This is a genomic window from Bifidobacterium sp. ESL0822, assembly GCF_052606675.1.
In genome coordinates, this window is the sequence record NZ_CP199596.1 from 2,107,501 (window position 1) to 2,124,592 (window position 17,092).

The 17,092-nt window shown below is 62.1% G+C and carries 16 protein-coding genes and 1 tRNA gene; 12 read left to right on the forward strand and 5 right to left on the reverse strand.

Annotation, left to right across the window (positions count from 1 at the left end):
• The first annotated feature begins 53 nt into the window (after nt 1-53).
• The 5 genes from rpsK (at nt 54) to ACUIAF_RS08315 (ending at nt 3,531) form a co-directional block, all read left to right on the forward strand.
• Nucleotides 54-452 (forward strand): 30S ribosomal protein S11, encoded by a 399-nt coding sequence (gene rpsK, locus ACUIAF_RS08295; protein WP_015022328.1) that lies wholly within the window; start codon nt 54-56, stop codon nt 450-452.
• Between the two features lie 75 nt (nt 453-527).
• Nucleotides 528-1,523 (forward strand): DNA-directed RNA polymerase subunit alpha, encoded by a 996-nt coding sequence (locus tag ACUIAF_RS08300; RefSeq protein WP_015022327.1) that lies wholly within the window; start codon nt 528-530, stop codon nt 1,521-1,523.
• Nucleotides 1,524-1,649: 126 nt separating this feature from the next.
• Entirely contained in the window at nt 1,650-2,294 is a 645-nt protein-coding gene (rplQ, locus tag ACUIAF_RS08305) for a 50S ribosomal protein L17 (RefSeq protein ID WP_198216228.1), read from the forward strand.
• A 77-nt stretch (nt 2,295-2,371) separates the two neighbouring features.
• Complete coding sequence (locus ACUIAF_RS08310; RefSeq protein ID WP_445338547.1) at nt 2,372-3,334, forward strand: tRNA pseudouridine synthase A; 963 nt, start codon at nt 2,372-2,374, stop codon at nt 3,332-3,334.
• 108 nt (nt 3,335-3,442) lie between these two features.
• Nucleotides 3,443-3,531 (forward strand) — tRNA-Ser (locus ACUIAF_RS08315).
• Between the two features lie 564 nt (nt 3,532-4,095).
• On the opposite strand, the gene ACUIAF_RS08320 is transcribed toward ACUIAF_RS08315, so the two are convergent.
• Complete coding sequence (locus tag ACUIAF_RS08320; protein WP_445338548.1) at nt 4,096-4,908, reverse strand: hypothetical protein; 813 nt, start codon at nt 4,906-4,908, stop codon at nt 4,096-4,098.
• A 140-nt stretch (nt 4,909-5,048) separates the two neighbouring features.
• On the opposite strand from ACUIAF_RS08320, the gene nusA reads away from it, so the two are divergent.
• The 5 genes from nusA to ribF all read left to right on the forward strand — a co-directional run bounded on the left by nusA (nt 5,049) and on the right by ribF (nt 12,029).
• Entirely contained in the window at nt 5,049-6,107 is a 1,059-nt protein-coding gene (nusA, locus tag ACUIAF_RS08325; protein WP_198203314.1) for a transcription termination factor NusA, read from the forward strand.
• 183 nt (nt 6,108-6,290) lie between these two features.
• Nucleotides 6,291-9,065: a translation initiation factor IF-2 gene (gene infB, locus ACUIAF_RS08330; RefSeq protein WP_445338549.1), complete on the forward strand. Its 2,775-nt coding sequence runs from the start codon at nt 6,291-6,293 to the stop codon at nt 9,063-9,065.
• A gap of 126 nt (nt 9,066-9,191) precedes the next feature.
• Nucleotides 9,192-9,698 (forward strand): 30S ribosome-binding factor RbfA, encoded by a 507-nt coding sequence (rbfA, locus tag ACUIAF_RS08335; RefSeq protein WP_033510894.1) that lies wholly within the window; start codon nt 9,192-9,194, stop codon nt 9,696-9,698.
• Between the two features lie 40 nt (nt 9,699-9,738).
• Nucleotides 9,739-10,767, forward strand: coding sequence for a tRNA pseudouridine(55) synthase TruB (gene truB / locus ACUIAF_RS08340; RefSeq protein ID WP_445339193.1), 1,029 nt, complete (start codon nt 9,739-9,741; stop codon nt 10,765-10,767).
• A gap of 119 nt (nt 10,768-10,886) precedes the next feature.
• On the forward strand, nt 10,887-12,029 hold the full coding sequence (gene ribF / locus ACUIAF_RS08345; protein ID WP_445338551.1) for a bifunctional riboflavin kinase/FMN adenylyltransferase: 1,143 nt from the start codon (nt 10,887-10,889) through the stop codon (nt 12,027-12,029).
• A gap of 12 nt (nt 12,030-12,041) precedes the next feature.
• On the opposite strand, the gene ACUIAF_RS08350 is transcribed toward ribF, so the two are convergent.
• From ACUIAF_RS08350 to radA, 4 genes are all read right to left on the reverse strand, one after another.
• Nucleotides 12,042-12,809, reverse strand: coding sequence for an amino acid ABC transporter ATP-binding protein (locus ACUIAF_RS08350; RefSeq protein ID WP_445338553.1), 768 nt, complete (start codon nt 12,807-12,809; stop codon nt 12,042-12,044).
• On the reverse strand, nt 12,806-13,663 hold the full coding sequence (locus ACUIAF_RS08355; RefSeq protein WP_110417588.1) for an amino acid ABC transporter permease: 858 nt from the start codon (nt 13,661-13,663) through the stop codon (nt 12,806-12,808). Before ACUIAF_RS08355 ends, ACUIAF_RS08350 begins: the two co-directional genes overlap by 4 nt.
• Before the next feature lie 25 nt (nt 13,664-13,688).
• A complete protein-coding gene (locus ACUIAF_RS08360) occupies nt 13,689-14,552 on the reverse strand; it encodes an ABC transporter substrate-binding protein (RefSeq protein ID WP_445338555.1) in 864 nt (287 codons plus the stop codon).
• 124 nt (nt 14,553-14,676) lie between these two features.
• Entirely contained in the window at nt 14,677-16,086 is a 1,410-nt protein-coding gene (gene radA / locus ACUIAF_RS08365) for a DNA repair protein RadA (RefSeq protein ID WP_015022315.1), read from the reverse strand.
• A gap of 90 nt (nt 16,087-16,176) precedes the next feature.
• On the opposite strand from radA, the gene ACUIAF_RS08370 reads away from it, so the two are divergent.
• Both ACUIAF_RS08370 and ACUIAF_RS08375 read left to right on the forward strand, forming a co-directional pair.
• The gene (locus ACUIAF_RS08370) at nt 16,177-16,830 is read left to right on the forward strand and encodes a hypothetical protein (RefSeq protein ID WP_198203319.1); all 654 of its coding nucleotides are present in this window, start codon (nt 16,177-16,179) and stop codon (nt 16,828-16,830) included.
• A gap of 67 nt (nt 16,831-16,897) precedes the next feature.
• Entirely contained in the window at nt 16,898-16,987 is a 90-nt protein-coding gene (locus ACUIAF_RS08375; RefSeq protein ID WP_004268639.1) for a 30S ribosomal protein bS22, read from the forward strand.
• The last annotated feature ends 105 nt before the right edge of the window (nt 16,988-17,092 follow it).

A 17,092-nucleotide genomic window follows, 5' to 3' on the forward strand; every position in this document is an offset into this window, starting at 1 on the left:
GGTTCGCACTAGCAATCAGTTATTCGTTATTCGTGACAAGGAAACGAGGATCAATGGCAGCAGCAAAGCAGGCCGCGCGCAAGCCTCGTCGTCGGGATCGCAAGTCGGTTCCGGTCGGGCAGGCGCATATCAAGTCAACATTCAACAACACCATCATCTCCATCACCGATCCTTCCGGTGCTGTAGTGGCCTGGGCTTCGGGCGGCGATGTGGGCTTCAAGGGCTCCCGCAAGTCCACCCCCTACGCAGCGGGCATGGCTGCCGAATCCGCCGCCCGCAAGGCCATGGAGCATGGGGTCAAGAAGGTGGATGTCTTCGTCAAGGGCCCGGGTTCGGGCCGTGAGACCGCCATCCGCTCCCTGCAGTCCGCAGGCCTGGAGGTCGGTTCCATCTCCGATGTGACCCCACAGGCACACAATGGCGTTCGTCCTCCCAAGCGCCGTCGCGTCTGAGCACTAGAAAACCCATGAATCCACCCGCGAAGACCGGTGAGTGCACCACCGGTCGGAGCTGAAAGGATAGCAACAGTGCTTATTGCACAGCGTCCGACTCTTACTGAAGAAGTCGTCAATGCCCAGCGCTCCCGTTTCACCATCGAGCCCTTGGAGCCCGGATTTGGGTACACCCTGGGTAACTCCCTGCGTCGTACCCTGCTGAGCTCCATACCCGGTGCGGCTGTGACCTCGGTCCGCATCTCGGGTGCCCTGCACGAGTTCACCACGCTGCCAGGTGTGGAGGAGGACGTCACTGAGATCCTGCTCAACATCAAAGGCATCGTGCTGACCAGTGAATACGACGAGCCTGTGGTCATGTATTTGCGCAAGAGCGGCAAGGGCGAGGCCACCGCCGGAGATATCACTCCGCCGGCCGGCGTCACCGTGGCCAATCCTGATCTGCATATCGCGACCCTTGCCGAGGATGGTGAGCTGGAGATCGAGTTTACGGTGGAGCGTGGGCGTGGATACGTCCAGGCCCAGCTCAACAAGCAGGACAACGATGAGATCGGCCGCATCCCGGTCGATTCCATCTACTCTCCTGTGCTCAAGGTCAGCTACAAGGTCGAGGCTACCCGTGTCGAGCAGCGCACGGATTTCGACAAGCTGATCCTGGACGTGGAGACCAAGCCCGCCATCTCGCCGCGTGACGCGGTGGCGTCCGCCGGGTCGACCCTGGTCGAGCTCTTCGGCCTCTGCCGCGAGCTCAACACCCAGGCCGAGGGCGTGGAGGTCGGGCCCGAGCCTGTGGTGGAAGAAGCCGATCCCCAGATGTCCGTGCCGATTGAGGACCTGAACCTGACGCAGCGTTCCTACAACTGCCTCAAGCGCGAGGGAATCCATACCATCGGTGAGCTGGTCTCGCATACCGAGCAGGATCTGCTGGACATCCGAAACTTCGGCATGAAGTCCATCGACGAGGTCAAGGAGAAGCTTGAGGGCATGGGGCTGTCGCTGAAGGCCTCCCCACTGGGCTTCGACACCAATAATCTCGAGGGGGGCACCTTCTTCTCGCCTGACGACGAGTGAAGGATTGCAGCCTTCGTATGAGCGGGCGAGGGGGAAGGGTTCCGTCGCCTGCTGACAGCAATTCCGGGAAGTCGGATGTTCGGGCGTATGCCCACCTGTCCTCCCGGGCCGTAAGGAGATAATCCAATGCCAAAACCTAGCAAGGGCCCACGTCTGGCCTCCAGCCCGGCGCACGAGCGGCTGATGCTGGCCAACATGGCCACTAGCCTCTTTGCAAACGGCCGTATTACGACCACCCTGCCCAAGGCCAAGCGCCTGCGTCCGCTGGCCGAGCGGCTGATCACCTTCGCCAAGCGCGGGGATCTGTCCGCCCGCCGTCGCGTCATGCGCGTCATCCGTGACAAGTCCGTGGTCCACATCCTGTTCACGCAGATCGCCGAACAGATGCAGCAGCGTGAGGGCGGCTACACCCGCATCACCAAGATTGCTCCCCGCCGAGGGGACAACTCCCCGCAGGCGGTGATCGAGCTGGTCACCGAGCCCCTGTCGGCCAAGAAGGCCGTCGTCAAGGAGGCCGAATCCGCAGCCAAGGTGGCCGCCAAGGATGACAACGCCGAGGTGGCTGCAGCCACCGATGCCGCTGTCGCAGAAGGCGCTGCCAAGGATGCCGTCGATCAGGCCGTGGAGGCCAATGAGTCCGATCAGGACGTGGCCCAGGCTGACGAGGCCGCTGAGGATCTGGAGCAGACAGCTGACAAGGCGGATCAGGCGGAAGCCCAGGCAGAGGAAAATGCCGATGTGGCTGAAGATGCCGAGAAGGCCGCTGAGTAATCGGTCTTTGTTCTGGTGACGGGGTCGGGGAGCATGGCTCTCCGGCCCCGTTTGTCATTGGTGCCAGGGAGGTCTTGATGGAGGATCAGGAAGGGGAAATGCCCCTTGTCAGGCTGCGCATGGATCTGGCCTACGACGGTGGCGGCTTCCATGGCTGGGCCCGGCAGCCTGGGCTTCGTACAGTCCAGGGCTGCGTCGAACAGGCCCTGTCTGTGATCACTGGAGCCCGCAGACCGGATGGCCAGGTTTCCCACAGCTGCGTCGCTTGGGAGCCCAGGCTGGTCGTGGCTGGCAGGACCGACACTGGGGTCCACGCATCTCACCAGGTAGCACACTTGGACATTCCCGTTGCTGTACTCGAGTCCTGCAGGGGGCATATGGGTGTCGATGGTGTATCTGCCCTTGAACGCCGTCTTCGACACCTGCTGCCCGCTGACATCGTGTTGCTCGGGCTCAGATCCGCTCCGTCGGGTTTCGATGCCCGTTTCTCTGCCTTGGAACGCACCTACCTGTATCGGGTCAGCCAGGGGGATAAGCCAGGGGATCCGCGTATGCGGGGCTATGTGTTGGACCTGGAGGGAAGCCTGGATTTGGAAGCTATGAACGAGGCTGCAGCGGAATGCGTCGGTCTGCATGACTTCGGATCCTTTGCCAGGCCAAATCCTGGTGGCACGACCATCCGCAAGGTCCTGGCAGCACATTGGGACCTGGTTCCCAACGTGAATCTGTACGAGACTGCCCAGGGGCAGGCTGCCGTCGGATGCCTTCCGACCTTCATGGAGTCCGGGTTGACCGTTTTTCGGATTGTAGCCGATGCATTTGCCCATAACATGGTCCGCTCGTTGGTCGCGGCCTGCATTCAGGTGGGCCAGGGACGCCGGTCCGTCCAATGGTTTGCCGACAAGGTTGCCCACCCCCTGCGCGAAGGCTCCACCGGTCCCATAGATGCTCGGGGCCTGACCCTGGAGCATGTGGCCTACCCGCCTGATGACCAGCTTGCTGAACGGGCGCAGGCCATCCGAGCCCGCCGTACACTGTGACCGCCTGGTTGTTCACGGCGACCGCTGACTGCGCCACGCCGTTTGCCAGGTAGGGACTCTGTGGCATAATAGAAAAGTTGTTGTTCGGCAATGTCGGGCAACGACCATGGTTGAGTGTCCGAGCGGTCTAAGGAGCACGCCTCGAAAGCGTGTGAGGGCAACTCCCTCCGCGAGTTCGAATCTCGCCTCAACCGCCACTTATTGGCCCCGGCCCGACGGTTGGGGCCTTCTGTATTTAAGTACTATTGCCGGATTGCCAAGTTGCAGTGGCTCACTCGTGGAGTCGGGTTTCCTGATTGCTGCTGATATACAGTCCATAGGGAATCAGTTTTGCTGGATAACTGCGAGAATGGCACTCGATCAATTTGATGATTGTCAGGCAGGACCGGTCTTCCGTGTGCCTTCATTGGCTGTTCGTCTCAGTTCTCGATGCTGAGTAGATAAATACCGTCCAATGCAGAAGGCGATGCGATGACCAGCACCGGGTCGCCTCCTACATTGCACGGGTTCATACCCCCCTGCGTTCCTGTGGAATACACCTGTGGAACACGTTCTATATTAGCACCGCCTGAACCCCTGACGCCACCTGCCAGGTTTCGTGAAATCTGAAGTAAGTAATAACTAATTCGTTTGCTTGATAATCATTTTGACCCTTGGCCAGGTTTTCAGGCGTGCACGGGCAGGGATAGCCCACATATAAGAATGGGAAAACTGACGAGTGCGATCAGTGTAACCTGCTGGCGGCTGGTCCGTATTGGAAATCAGCGTTTTGGTGCCTGCAGCAGGGCTGACGATGTGGCCGGGTAGCCGAGGTTCATGGCCATGGACAAGTGGGCCACAATCATGTCGACCAGGGCAGATGTCGCCTCCTGGCGACTTTTTCCGTTCTGACTGGCATCAGTTCGTATCGTGCCTGAGAACCCGTTCAGTTTTCTTCCGACGGACAAAAGGGTCCGCGCCGTATCGATCTCGATCAGGGCAGGGGTAGAGGTCTGTATTCCATTGGCGGGGTCCGTGCACTCATCCGGGTGCGCCAGCAGATCAGTGGTGGGATAGACCCCCTGCCGGGGATCATGTTTGGCGTGACCGACCAGAATCTGCGCGGCTGCAGTGTGCGCATCGGCTAGGGTCAGCATCCACGCGGCATCCGTTGTACGGGCTGCGAGGACCGAGAGTTCGAATCCGGAACGGTCTTCACCTATGATGGCTTGATCGGCCAATTCAACCGGCAGTGCCTTCGCCAGCGGGTCCAACCGCTGTGCTGTCTGGACCAGCCTTAGCGTGGCTGTTTGACGATTGGTCTGCCCGCCTTGGGAAGCCGTCAAAGCCTGGGCCGCGTGTACCGTGGCTTCATCCAGTCTGGCAGGGCATTCGCGGGCCGCTTGGATCCAGTCCTGAGCCCGGCTGTCTGCTTGATCCTTTCGAAGCCCTTCCGAGTGCTGGGCTTGCGTCCATGCCTGTTCGCAGGCGGTAGGCCGAAGATCGTCAGGGTCGTGCTGGCTGACGTGCACGGCAGAGGGTGCGCATCCTGAAATGGTTGCGGCCAGCAGAAGTACCGCGATACCGGCTCTCATCAGTCGGGCCGGGATCGTCGGCCGACGACTCGCCCACCCGTGGTATTCAGGAACCGGCTGTGTCTGCATGAAAGGCTAGAATAGTAGGCATTGCAGACTAAAAGAAGCGCAGTCTGAATAACTTCATAGGAGGTCTTGACATGGAACTGGACCTGGCTGAGATTCATCAGCTGGCACACGAACAAGGGATTGATGCCGAGACCTTGGATCAAGCACTGAGCGAGGCCCTTCTCCTGGCTTACCAGAAGTCGCCTCACGCAGCCAAGCACGCACGGGTGGAGCTGGACGAACGTGCGGGGACTTTTACCATCTGGGCACAGGACGAGATCGCTCGCGAGCCCACGCCTGAAGAGCCTGAACCGGGATATGATCTGGGCGAGGAATACGACGACACGCCAAAGGACTTCGATCGGCTGGCGGCTTCCACGGCACGCCAGGTCATTCGCCAGCTCTTCCGTCAGGCCGATGACGAGCGTGTCTTTGGGGCTTTCTCAGGTCAGAAGGGCCATCTGATCACTGGGGTCGTGCAGCAGGATGCCAGCGATCCTGGCAATGTGCATGTGGCAGTAGATAATGTCGAGGCCATTCTGCCCCGCCGCGAGCAGGTGCCTGGAGAGCATTACCGGCATGGCCAGCGGATCCGGGTCTACGTGGTCAATGTCTCCCGTGGACTCAAGGGGCCGGAAATTATTGTGTCGCGTTCCCATCCCGAGCTGGTTCGCCGCCTTTTTGAGCGTGAGGTACCGGAGCTGGTCTCCGGCGCGGTCTCCATCATGGCCATTGCTCGTGAGGCAGGTGCCAGAACCAAGATTGCGGTCCGTGCCAACACCAAGGGGGTCAATCCCAAGGGTGCGCTGATTGGGCCGGCAGGCGCTCGCGTGCGTGCTGTCATGGAGAATCTGGGGCCTGAGAAGATCGACATTGTGGATTGGTCCAAGGATCCTGCCGAATTCGTAGCTGCGGCCCTGTCCCCGGCTGTGGTTCGTCAGGTGCAAATCGTCAGCGAGCCCAACCGTACGGCCATTGCCTTCATCAAGGACGCACAGCTCTCCCTGGCCATTGGCAAAGAGGGTCAGAACGCCCGTCTGGCCGCCAAGCTGACAGGCTGGAAGATTGGCATTGAGTCAGAGGAGGCTCACCAGCAAAAATTGCGCGAGCTGCAGGCACAATCTGCTTCGGCTGCTGGTGAAGACGCCTGAGAGCAAACATCCGACGACGCGAGTATGCTAGACGCGGTATCCCGAGTCCGGTGGTTCACGCCGTCGGCCCCGGCACAGAGACGAGGTAACACGATCATGGTCGCACGATGAGACAGGATATGTTCGCCGTCATAAAAGAGTGATCGCGCCGGTCATACGCGCGGTCCGGTAAGGAGAAAGTAAGTGCCCAAAGCACGCGTGTATGAGCTGGCCAAGGAATTTGGCGTAGACAGCAAGACTGTTCTGGCGAAGTTGAAGGACATGGGCGAATTCGTCAAGTCCGCATCCTCCACTGTGGAGGCCCCTGTGGTTCGTCGACTCAAGGACGCTTTCCCTCAGAAGGGACAGGGCGACGCAGGCCAGGCCGCTGCGCGAAATGCCCGCCCCGGCGGCCCTAATCATGGAAGCGGCCAGGGTCAGCATGGCCGCTCGCAGTCCAGTGGCACCCAGCAGCAATCCACACCTGGGCCAAAGCCCGGACAGAACCGTCGGCCCTCGGCTGGTGGTGACGCCTCACGGAGCCAGCAGCGTCCCAGCGGACACTTCCCCAAGCCCGGTGCCCCCCAGGGCAACCGCAACGAGCATGAGCAGCGCAACCAGTCCCGTGGGCCCAAGCCTTCAGCCATGGGCAGGCCCGGCCCCCAGGGCTCGCGCAACAGCGGTCGTCCCGGTGGCTCCAACGCTGCAGCAGCACGTCATGGAGCGCGGCCGGGAGCATCCACGCCTCGTCCGGGTAACAATCCTTTCAGCCGCAAGCAGGGGATGAAGGCCCCTATGCCTTCAGACATTCCCAGGCCGCATCCCATGGCCAGACCTACCGTCAACGACTCACGCAGGGGCCGGGGCGGATTCCGCAATGGCCGTGGCGGACGCACCGGACAGGGCGCACGTCCAGGGCAGTGGGGCCATAGTCGTCCAGGTCAGCAGACACATCAGGGCGGCGGCAGTCGTTTCGGAGCCGCTTCGTCGGCACCTTCAGGCGGCTTCCGCGGCGGTTCAGGTCGCGGTGGTCGCGGTCGCGGCGGTGCAGCTGGAGCTTTCGGTCGCCAGGGAGGCAAGTCCTCCAAGGCCCGCAAGAATCGGATGGCCAAGAGGCATGAATTCCAGGAGATGAAGGCACCTGTCATCGGCGGTGTGCGCATCCCCGCGGGCAATGGACGTACCGTCAAGCTCCGTCAGGGCGCCACCCTGGCCGACCTGGCCGACAAGATCAACGTCAACCCCGCTGCCTTGGTCACGGTGCTCTTCCACCTGGGCGAGATGGCCACGGCCACTCAGTCCCTGGATGAGGCAACGTTCCAAATCCTGGGCGACGAGATTGGGTGGAAGATCAGCATCGTCTCCGCTGAGGAGGAGGACAAGGAGCTCCTTCAGCAGTTCGACATCAACCTGGACGAAGAACGTGAGGACCAGGATGATGAGAACCTGCAGCCCAGGCCTCCGGTGGTCACCGTCATGGGCCACGTCGATCACGGCAAGACCCGTCTGTTGGACACCATCCGCAAGACCAACACGACCACCCAGGAGGCCGGCGGCATCACCCAGCGCATCGGGGCCTACCAGGCCACGGTCACCCTGGACGGGGAGGATCGCAAGATTACCTTCCTGGACACCCCTGGTCATGAGGCCTTTACGGCCATGCGTGCGCGTGGTGCCGAGCTGACTGATGTGGCCATCCTGGTGGTGGCCGCGGACGACGGCGTCATGCCGCAGACCGTGGAGGCCATCAACCACGCCCAGGCTGCCCATGTGCCCATCGTGGTGGCTGTCAACAAGATCGATGTCGAGGGAGCCAATCCCCAGAAGGTACGCGGTCAGTTGACCGAGTTCGGTCTGGTATCCGAAGAGTACGGCGGCGACACCATGTTCGTCGACATCTCCGCCAAGCTGGGCACCAACGTGGACAAGCTCCTGGAGGCCGTCCTGCTGACTGCCGATGCCGACCTTGACCTTCGGGCCAACCCCGACATGGACGCTCGTGGCGCGACGGTCGAGGCCCGTCTCGACAAGGGTCGCGGAGCCGTGGCCACTGTGCTGGTCCAGCAGGGGACACTGCATGTAGGCGATGCCATCGTGGCCGGATCGGCCTATGGCCGTGTGCGCGCCATGCTGGACGAGAACGGTCGGCAGATGGATGCTGCGGGTCCTTCCACACCCGTCCAGGTGCTTGGTCTTACCTCAGTGCCTACCGCCGGCGACCTCTTCCTGGTTGCGCCCGACGACCGCACCGCTCGTCAGATTGCCGAGAAGCGTGAGGCCTCGGCCCGCGCCGCACAGCTGGCCAAGCGCCGCAAGGTTGTCTCTCTGGAGAGCCTGAAGGAGCAGTTCGCCAAGTCCGAGGTGGACATGCTCAACATCGTCATCAAGGGCGACTCCTCCGGTTCGGTGGAGGCTCTGGAAGACTCCCTGATGAAGATCGAGGTCTCCGACGAGGTCGGGATCCAGGTCATCCACCGGGGCGTGGGCGCCATCACCCAGAACGACGTCAACCTGGCCACGGTCGACAAGGCCGTCATCATCGGCTTCAACGTCCGGCCCAACCGGCAGGTCCAGGATCTGGCGGACCGCGAGGGGGTGGAGATCAAGTACTACTCGGTCATCTACAACGCCATCGAGGACATCGAGGCGGCGCTCAAGGGCATGCTCAAGCCGGAGTACGAAGAGGTCACCACCTCCCACTCCGAGATTCGTGAGATCTTCCGCTCCTCCAAGTTCGGCAACATCGCGGGCGTCATGGTCCAGGACGGCACCGTCAAGCGGGGCACCAAGGCTCGCATCGCCCGCAACGGGGTGGTCACCATCAACGATCTGGAGATCTCGTCCCTGCGCCGGTTCAAGGACGATGTCAACGAGGTGTCCGAAGGCTACGAGGCTGGCATCAACCTGGGCTCCTTCAACGACATCGAGGTGGGCGACATCATCGAGACCTACGAGATGCAGGAAGTGGAACGCAAGTAGAGCCTGTCGACCTGCCGACCGTATGTCGGAAGGCCCGTGGCGATCCGCCCCGGTCTGGGTACTCCCTGGCCGGGGCGGATCGCCATGAATGCGACGATTAGTCATAGACGGTTCGAGAAAGGAATCATGATGGGTGAAAATCCCCGCGCTGTACGCATAGCAGCCCTGATACAGCGGGTTGTGGCCTCTGCGCTGGAGTCCCAGATGCACGACAAGCGCTTGGCAGGGGTCACCGTCACTGAGGTTCGGGTCACCAACGACCTACAGATAGCCAAGATCTACTGGACCCAGTTGGGGCGGTCCGGTCACGAGGCCGGGGAGCGCAAACGTGCCCAGCAAGCCCTGCGGCAGGCCTCTGGCCGACTGCGCACCCTGGTCGGTGCTCGGGCTGGTCTGCGACTGACGCCTACCTTGCGCTTCATCTACGATGAGGTGCCTGCCGAGGCGACCGAGATTGAGGATGTGCTGACCGCGGCCCGTCATCGGGACGAGGCCATGGCCAAAGCCCGGGTCAATGCCAGCTACGCCGGCGACCCCGACCCGTACAGGCATGACGACGAAAAAGAGACCGATGGGTCGGACTCCGTCCCTGGCGAACCTGCGGCAGAGGATGCGGATGAAGCCGACCGCTGAAGGCATTGGCAGGGCAGGGGCTTCCGAGTCGCTGGATGGTATGGAGTTTGGCACCGGTGAACCAATCTCGGGCATCATCCTTGTCGACAAGCCGAGCGGTGTGACCAGCCATGACGTGGTGGCTGCCGTCCGCTCTGTCCTCGGCATGCGTCGCGTGGGCCATGCCGGGACCCTGGATCCCATGGCCACTGGCCTGCTGGTCGTAGGGTTCGGCCAAGCCACGCGGTTGTTGACGGTCATCGTCGGCCATGACAAGGCCTACCGGGCCACCATACGTCTGGGACTGGGTACCACCACGGACGATGCTGACGGGGATATGCTGCCGGTGCGTCCTGGAGCCGCGCAGAATGTGGACAATCTGACAGCCCAGGGTCTGCAGGATTTGATTGATCGCTGCTTCACCGGCTGGATAGACCAGGTGCCTGATGCCTTCTCCGCCATCAAGGTCCAGGGCAGACGGGCCTATGACCTGGCTCGCGCAGGTCATGAGGTCAAGCTGGAACCCAGACGTATTCGAATTGCATCCTTCCGTCTGCTCGATTTTCGTCGTGTGGAATTGCCCGACCAAGGCACCAGGGTGGTCGATGTGGATGTGGAAGTGATCTGCTCCAGCGGCACCTACATCCGGGCCCTGGCTCGCGACCTGGGCGAGCGGCTGGACCTGGGCGGCCACCTGACCGCCCTGAGAAGAATCCGGGTAGGTCCATTCGACCTGGAGGATTCCGCCCTCAAGTCTAAGGTTGTGGGCGGTCAGGTGGTCCCCCACACCTACCGGGACCGACAAGGTCGGACGGTTATTCGCAGCCGTATGGTCCCGGACCATGACCGGCAGGGGATGTTGGATGGCTCTCTGAGTCTTGAGCAGGCGGCACGCATGAGCATGCCTGTCCTCAACCTGGATACCGACCAGGCCGCCAGAGTGGCCAATGGCGGATTCTTGCATCAGCCTGTCGCCGGACCCACGGCAGCACTGGCCGGACCTGTGGGCAAGCAGCGTCTGGCTGCTATCCTGGTGCCCGGTTCACGAGGTGGGGCCAAGCCGGATGTGGTCTTCCACACCGAGACATGAGGGCACAGGTTCATGTTTACCCCAGGGTCTTGCCAGGGGTGCGATGGTGGGAATACAGTGCTTAAGGAATTTTCGGCGCCCGAGTCCGGGGGCCGCCATGACTAAGTGATGGGAATCGGATGAAGGTCAGCCAGGTCAGCCCGGATGAGTCGGGCATTGTCAGGTGGCCGGGAACCATGGGGGCCCGGTCTAGCGAGGTCACCATCGGGGTTTTCGATGGCATACATCGGGGTCATCAGGCCCTCCTGCGCCGGGTGGTCGATCTCGCGGCCAAGGCACAGGACCGGCCCATGGCTCTGGTTTTCGATCCCAGCCCCAAACTAGTCCATAGCTATGCCGACAGCCATGACTTGACTGAACCGTCCCCGGACCTGATTCGTCACGACCCAGATCAGATCATGCCTCTGGAGGAGCGCCTGCGGCTCATGGCCCAGCTGGGGCTGGATCAGGTTGTGGTGGTGCGATACACGCTGGCATTTGCAGCCAAGTCCTATCGGTTCTTCCTCAAGCAGCTTACCGAACAGCTGGCCATGCGAACGCTGGTCCTGGGCCGTGATGCGCAGATGGGCGCAGGGCGAATCGGCGATATTACAGCCATTGCCGATTTGGCGGACACAGGACTATTCAACTTGGAAGTCGTGGACGACCAGGGACCCGGCGACTGCACTCTGCCTGATGCCGACGGCCTGGAGCGACGCCGGGTACGTGCTTGGAGCAGCTCCCACCTTCGTCAGTTGATCCTGGATGGCGATGTGGATGCGGCAATGGATATTCTGGGTCGGCCGCACATGGTTCAAGGCACAGTGGTCCATGGGGAGCAGCGGGGTCGCCGCTTGGGATTTCCGACTGCCAATCTTGCTCCTGACAGCCAGGGGATGATGCCTGCGGATGGAGTCTATGCAGGCTGGCTGGTTGACCTGGGTCTGCCTACGGATCCTATGGCGACGCAGGAGGGCCGGGAGGGCCGGTTGGTCCAGGGTTCGCCCTGGCGGATGCCTGCCGCCATCTCCATCGGCACCAAGGAGACTTTCCTGGCTCCGGGACAACAGACTCCAAGAATCCTGGAGGCCAATGCCGTCCGGCCGGACTGGGTGGATCTGTACGGTCACAGGGTCCGCGTGGAGTTTCTCAGCCGTCTGCGCGGTCAGAAGCGGTATGCGGGCGAGGAGCCCCTCAAACGACAGCTGGCCCTGGATGCCGATCGCACCCTGGAACTGACCAAGGCCGCAGGAAGAGTATTTTCCACCAACCGGAGACCGTAGGAACTTGGGAACTTACAGCCCTCGGAAGTGGCTGAAGAACTCCCTGGTGCGCGGATTCTCAGACTCGTCCATGACTTCTTGCGGCGTTCCGTTCTCGGCGATGACACCGTCCAGAAGCAGGACAACCCGATCGGCTGCATGATGGGCGAAACCCATCTCGTGGGTGGCCATGAGAATGGTGGTTCCACCGGCGGTCAGCTCCGAGACCATGGCCAGGACCTCGCCCACCAGCATGGGGTCCAGGGCTGAGGTGATCTCATCCAGCAGGAGCAGTTCCGGGTCGGTCATCAGGGCTCGGACGATGGCCACCCGCTGCTGCTGGCCGCCGGAGAGCTGGTCCGGGTAGGCTCCGGCTTTCTTCCTCATGCCGATTCGATCCAGCAGTTCCAGGGCACGCTCCCTGGCCTGGTCCTTGGGCATGCCGTGGACCTTGATGGCTCCCAGTGTCACGTTTTTCAGGACGTTCATATGGGGGAAGAGGTTGAACTGCTGGAATACCACGCCGATTCTGGCCCGGCAGGCATCCTGGTTGATCCTGGGATCGGTGATGTCGGTGCCGCCCAGCCAGATCCTGCCGTCGTTGACGGTCTCCAGAAGGTTGATGCACTTCATCAGGGTGGACTTGCCCGATCCTGAGGGACCCAGCAGGGCCACGGTCTCATGAGGCATGATGGTCATGGAGATGCCGCGTAGGACCTTGTTGCCCCCAGGGTAGGTCTTTCGCACATCCTCCAGACGGAGCACCGGCTGGTCCTTATCGGTGCCTGCCTGTTCGCTCATACCATGCCTCCGCTCTGTTCGCGCTTGCGCAGACGGTTGGAATACCAGTCGTTGAGAAGAATGAAGGGGACCGAGGTGGCGATGAAGAGCACCGAGGCCACCACGTACGGGGTGAAGTTGTAGGAGGTGGCCACGATGATCTGGGCCGCCCTGACCGCGTCGACGGCTCCCAGGACCGAGATCAGCCCCACGTCCTTCTGCATGGAGATGAAGTCATTCATCAATGCCGGAGCCACCTTGCGCAGGGCCTGGGGGATGACCACCAGACGCATGGTCTGCCCCGAGGTCAGGCCCAGTGAGCGTGCCGACGCCCTCTGGGAGGGGCCGACGTCCTGAAAGCCGGCCCTCAGCACCTCGGCGATGTAGGCCGAATAGGAGAGGATGACCGCCACGGTGCCCAGCAGGGCTGCCGGAATCCGGTTGAAGATGGCCAGCCCGGGAATGCCGAAGCCGATCAGGTAGAGGACCACGATCATGGGGATGCCCCTCATGATCGTGGTGTAGACCTGGGCCAGCACCCGCAGGGGAAAGAGCAGCGGGTTTCGGCTGGTGCGGATCATAGCCAACAGGGTGCCCAGGATGGCCACGCCGATGACCGCGAAGAAGAGGACCTCCAGATTGAGCCAGAGCCCCTGGAGGACCTTGGGAAAGGCTTGGGCGAAGTAGGCGCCGGAGAAAAACGACTGCTTGACTCGGGGCCAGCCAGGTGAGGCGTGCAGCCCCAGGGCGATCAGCAGGGCCAGTACGAGCGTACTGGCGATGCTGACCGCCACGGAGCGCAGATTCTGTCGACGGCCGTAGCGTTCCCGTTCCCGTTGGATATCGCTGACCGCGTCCTGTGCCGAGGTGGCCATGAACGACAAGGTTTCCTTTCTTCTCTCAGCCCAGGGTGGGCAGGGAGGTGTAGACGTGCAGCCACTGCTTCTGCAGCTTATCCAAGGTCCCATCCTTCTTCAGGGCGGTGACAGCCTTGGAGGCGGCCGGTGTCAACTTGGAACCCTTGGGCAGGACTATGCCCATGCCCTCCGGGTCCTGCGAGCCCTTGATCTGCCCGAGGATTTTGGCGTTCTTGACCTGCCCGGAATCGACCATGGTCACGGCCGAGGGGGTGTCCACGACAAGCGCGTCGATCTGATTGGCATCCAAGGCCTGGGATGAGGCCACGTCGTCGTTGAAGGTGTCGATGTCAGGCTTGACCAGCTTGTGGGCCATCTCGTATGAGGTGGAGCCGACCATGGCTCCTATCTTGGCATCCTTGATCTGAGCAAGGGAGGTGGCGGAGGCGTATGGAGAGTTGTTCCTGACCACCAGCGACTGGGTGGAGTTGTAGTAGCTGGGTGTGAAGTCCACAGCCTGACGGCGTTCCGGGGTGATGGAGAACTGCTGGATGTTCAGGTCGTAGTCCTTGCTGCCCGGCGCGATGGCGGCGTCAAAGGTGGTCCGGGTCCAGGTGACGTGCGCCTTGTCGAATCCCATTTTCTCTGCTACTGCATATGCTACGGCTGCCTCGTAGCCCTTGCCGGATTCGGGCTTGTTATCCTGCATGTAGGGGGCGTAGGCCGGGTCTCCGGTGGCAATGGTCAGGGTGCCAGGTTTGATGGTCTGCTGGGTGATGTCCTGCTTGTCTGCCGACTGCCCGCTGTTGCTCGATGAGGAGCCGCAGGCCGCGCCGGCCATGAGCGTGACTGTCGTGAGTGCGGCCGCCGTCAGCCTGCGGATGGTTTTCCTGGTGAAGATGGTCATGCTGATCTGCTCCTCGCGATGATAATGGGTGTCGGTCTTCCGGCGACTCCATCCTAGTCCGGTAGGTTAACGAGTCGGCAGGTGAACGCCATATTGTGCATTAGGTGACGGGCAGCCAATGGGCTTAAACCAGTCCCAGAGCCTCCAGGGCCTCGGCAAGATAGGCTACTTCAACCACTTCCAGGCCCGGAATGGGCTTTCGTCCTCCTGAATGTCGGTCGGGTGGGACCAGCGCCCGGGTGAATCCCAGGCGGGCGGCCTCCTGCAACCGGTGGTTGAGCTGAGGCACCGGCCTGACCTGCCCGGTCAGCGATATCTCGCCCATGGCACAGGTTGTGCGCAGGATGGGCCGGGACTTGGCTGCACTGGCCAGGGCGGCCACGATGGCCAGATCGCATCCGGGCTCCTTGGCCAACCCGCCGGCGATAGTGGACACGTACAGGTCCCTTGTCAGCAAATTGACCCGGCCGTGGCGGTAGAGCACTGCAGCCAGCATGGCCAGGCGGTTGGCGTCGATCCCGTTGGTGTTGCGTCTGGGCGTGGGCAGGACTGAGGAGGTGACCAAAGCTTGGATCTCGATGGGCAGACTGCGGTGGCCGTCCAAGGTGAAGGTCACGCAGGTGCCCTCCACCTCCTGCCCGGCCGTGGACAGGAAGAGCCCTGTGGGATCGCTGACCTCTTCGATGCCCTGCTCGCCCATGTCGAAGCAGCCCACCTCGTCGGTGGGGCCGAACCGGTTCTTGACCGCTCTCAGCAGACGCAGGGCGGTCTGGGAGTCGCCTTCGAACTGGCAGACCACATCGACCAGATGCTCCAGGGTCCGCGGCCCGGCGATGGAGCCGTCCTTGGTTACATGGCCAACCAGGAGGATGGGGATGTCGTGTGACTTGGCCATGTCGATCAGGCTGATGGCCACCTCGCGCACCTGCGTTGAGCCCCCGGCGATGCCGTCGACCTGGCTGGAGACGATGGTCTGAGCCGAGTCCACAATGGCCAGTGTCGGCTTCTCGCGCTCAATCAGCCCCAGCACCGTAGCCAGATCGGTCGTGGAAGCCAGCAGCAGTGAATCCTTGAGCGCTCCCACCCGACTGGCCCGCATCCGCACCTGGGCCTGGGACTCCTCGCCGGATATGTAGAGCACTTTGCCCCTCTCATCGCCCCGGTCGGCCACACGGCCAGCGGTCTCCAGCAGGAGGGTGGACTTGCCGATGCCCGGCTCACCGGCCAAGAGAATGACCGACCCGGGTACGATACCCCCGCCCAGAACTCGGTCGAACTCCTCGAATCCCGTGGGAATCCGCTTTACCTGGTCCGTGTCTACCCGGGTAATGGGTCGGGCCAGGCCGGTCCTCGGAGGAGCCGGTGCTGTATGGCTGCCGCCAGAGGAGGACAGACCACCGCCTGCACCTACGACACGGGCTTCGTGAAATTCCTCGATGGTTCCCCACTGGCCGCATTCCGGGCAGCGTCCGAACCACTTGCCGCCGGTCCAGCCGCACTCCGTGCACACGTATTGCGTCGTCGTCTTGGCCATACCTGCACGCTATCGGGATTCAGGGACGAGAAGCTGGGCTTTTACGTCATCTTCGCAGTGCCGACACCCTGCCCATGAGAGAATGGAGGCATGGCTGACAATCCTACTGCACCACTGTCCTCTTCCCCTGGCCCTTCCGCGCGCGCCAAGCAGCGCAGTCGACGGATCGGTCTGGTTATCGCACTGGCGGCGGTGGTGGTCCTGGTGCTCCTATCGGCCTTCGTCTGGCCTCACTGGGCCGTGCGCAGCCAAGAGCCCGTCACTCAGGCTTCGGCCTCCGCCTCCTCACAGCCCTCGCAAGCCAGCAGCCCCAAGGCCACGGCGGTGCCCCTGCCTGGTTCGGCTTCCGAGCTGCTCAAGGCCATGCCCGATACGGTTGGCGAGTTCGCCCGTGTCAAAGCGGATTCTGACAGCGAGTGGAGCACCCGTACACCTATTGAGGAGTACAACCTGATCTACTCATCCGGCAAGTCCGGCGGCGATGTGTCACTCCACCTGGCTCAATGGTCCAGGAGCGAGGATGCCAAGGCGCTCTATGACAGCCAGTCCACGGGCATGTCCGGCAAGGAGCTGGCCTCTGGCAATGTTCGCAGCGGCGGCACGGTGACCGGATCCTACCTGGAGAAGAAGGATGGCGACGACGAGCACAAGGCTATTGTCATCTGGCAGAATGATACGGTGGTCTTCCGCGCCCAGGGCCAACGGACTGCGCTGGAGGCTTTTTACAAGGCCTTTCCGCTCTAGTCGTCCCGCAAGCGGTGTAAGATAAGCAAGTTGGACACTTCCAGGTAACTAAGGATCGGAGGCTCGGATGGGTTCTGTCATCAAGAAGCGCCGCAAGCGGATGAGCAAGAAGAAGCACCGCAAACTGCTGCGCAAGACTCGTCACCAGCGCAAGTAGCTTTATGACTTATGGCCCTTAAGGGTCAACGAAGCCCCCCGCGTCGAATGGACGCGGGGGGCTTCATGTATATCATCGCCGGTCATCGTGGCCAGCCGGATGCTT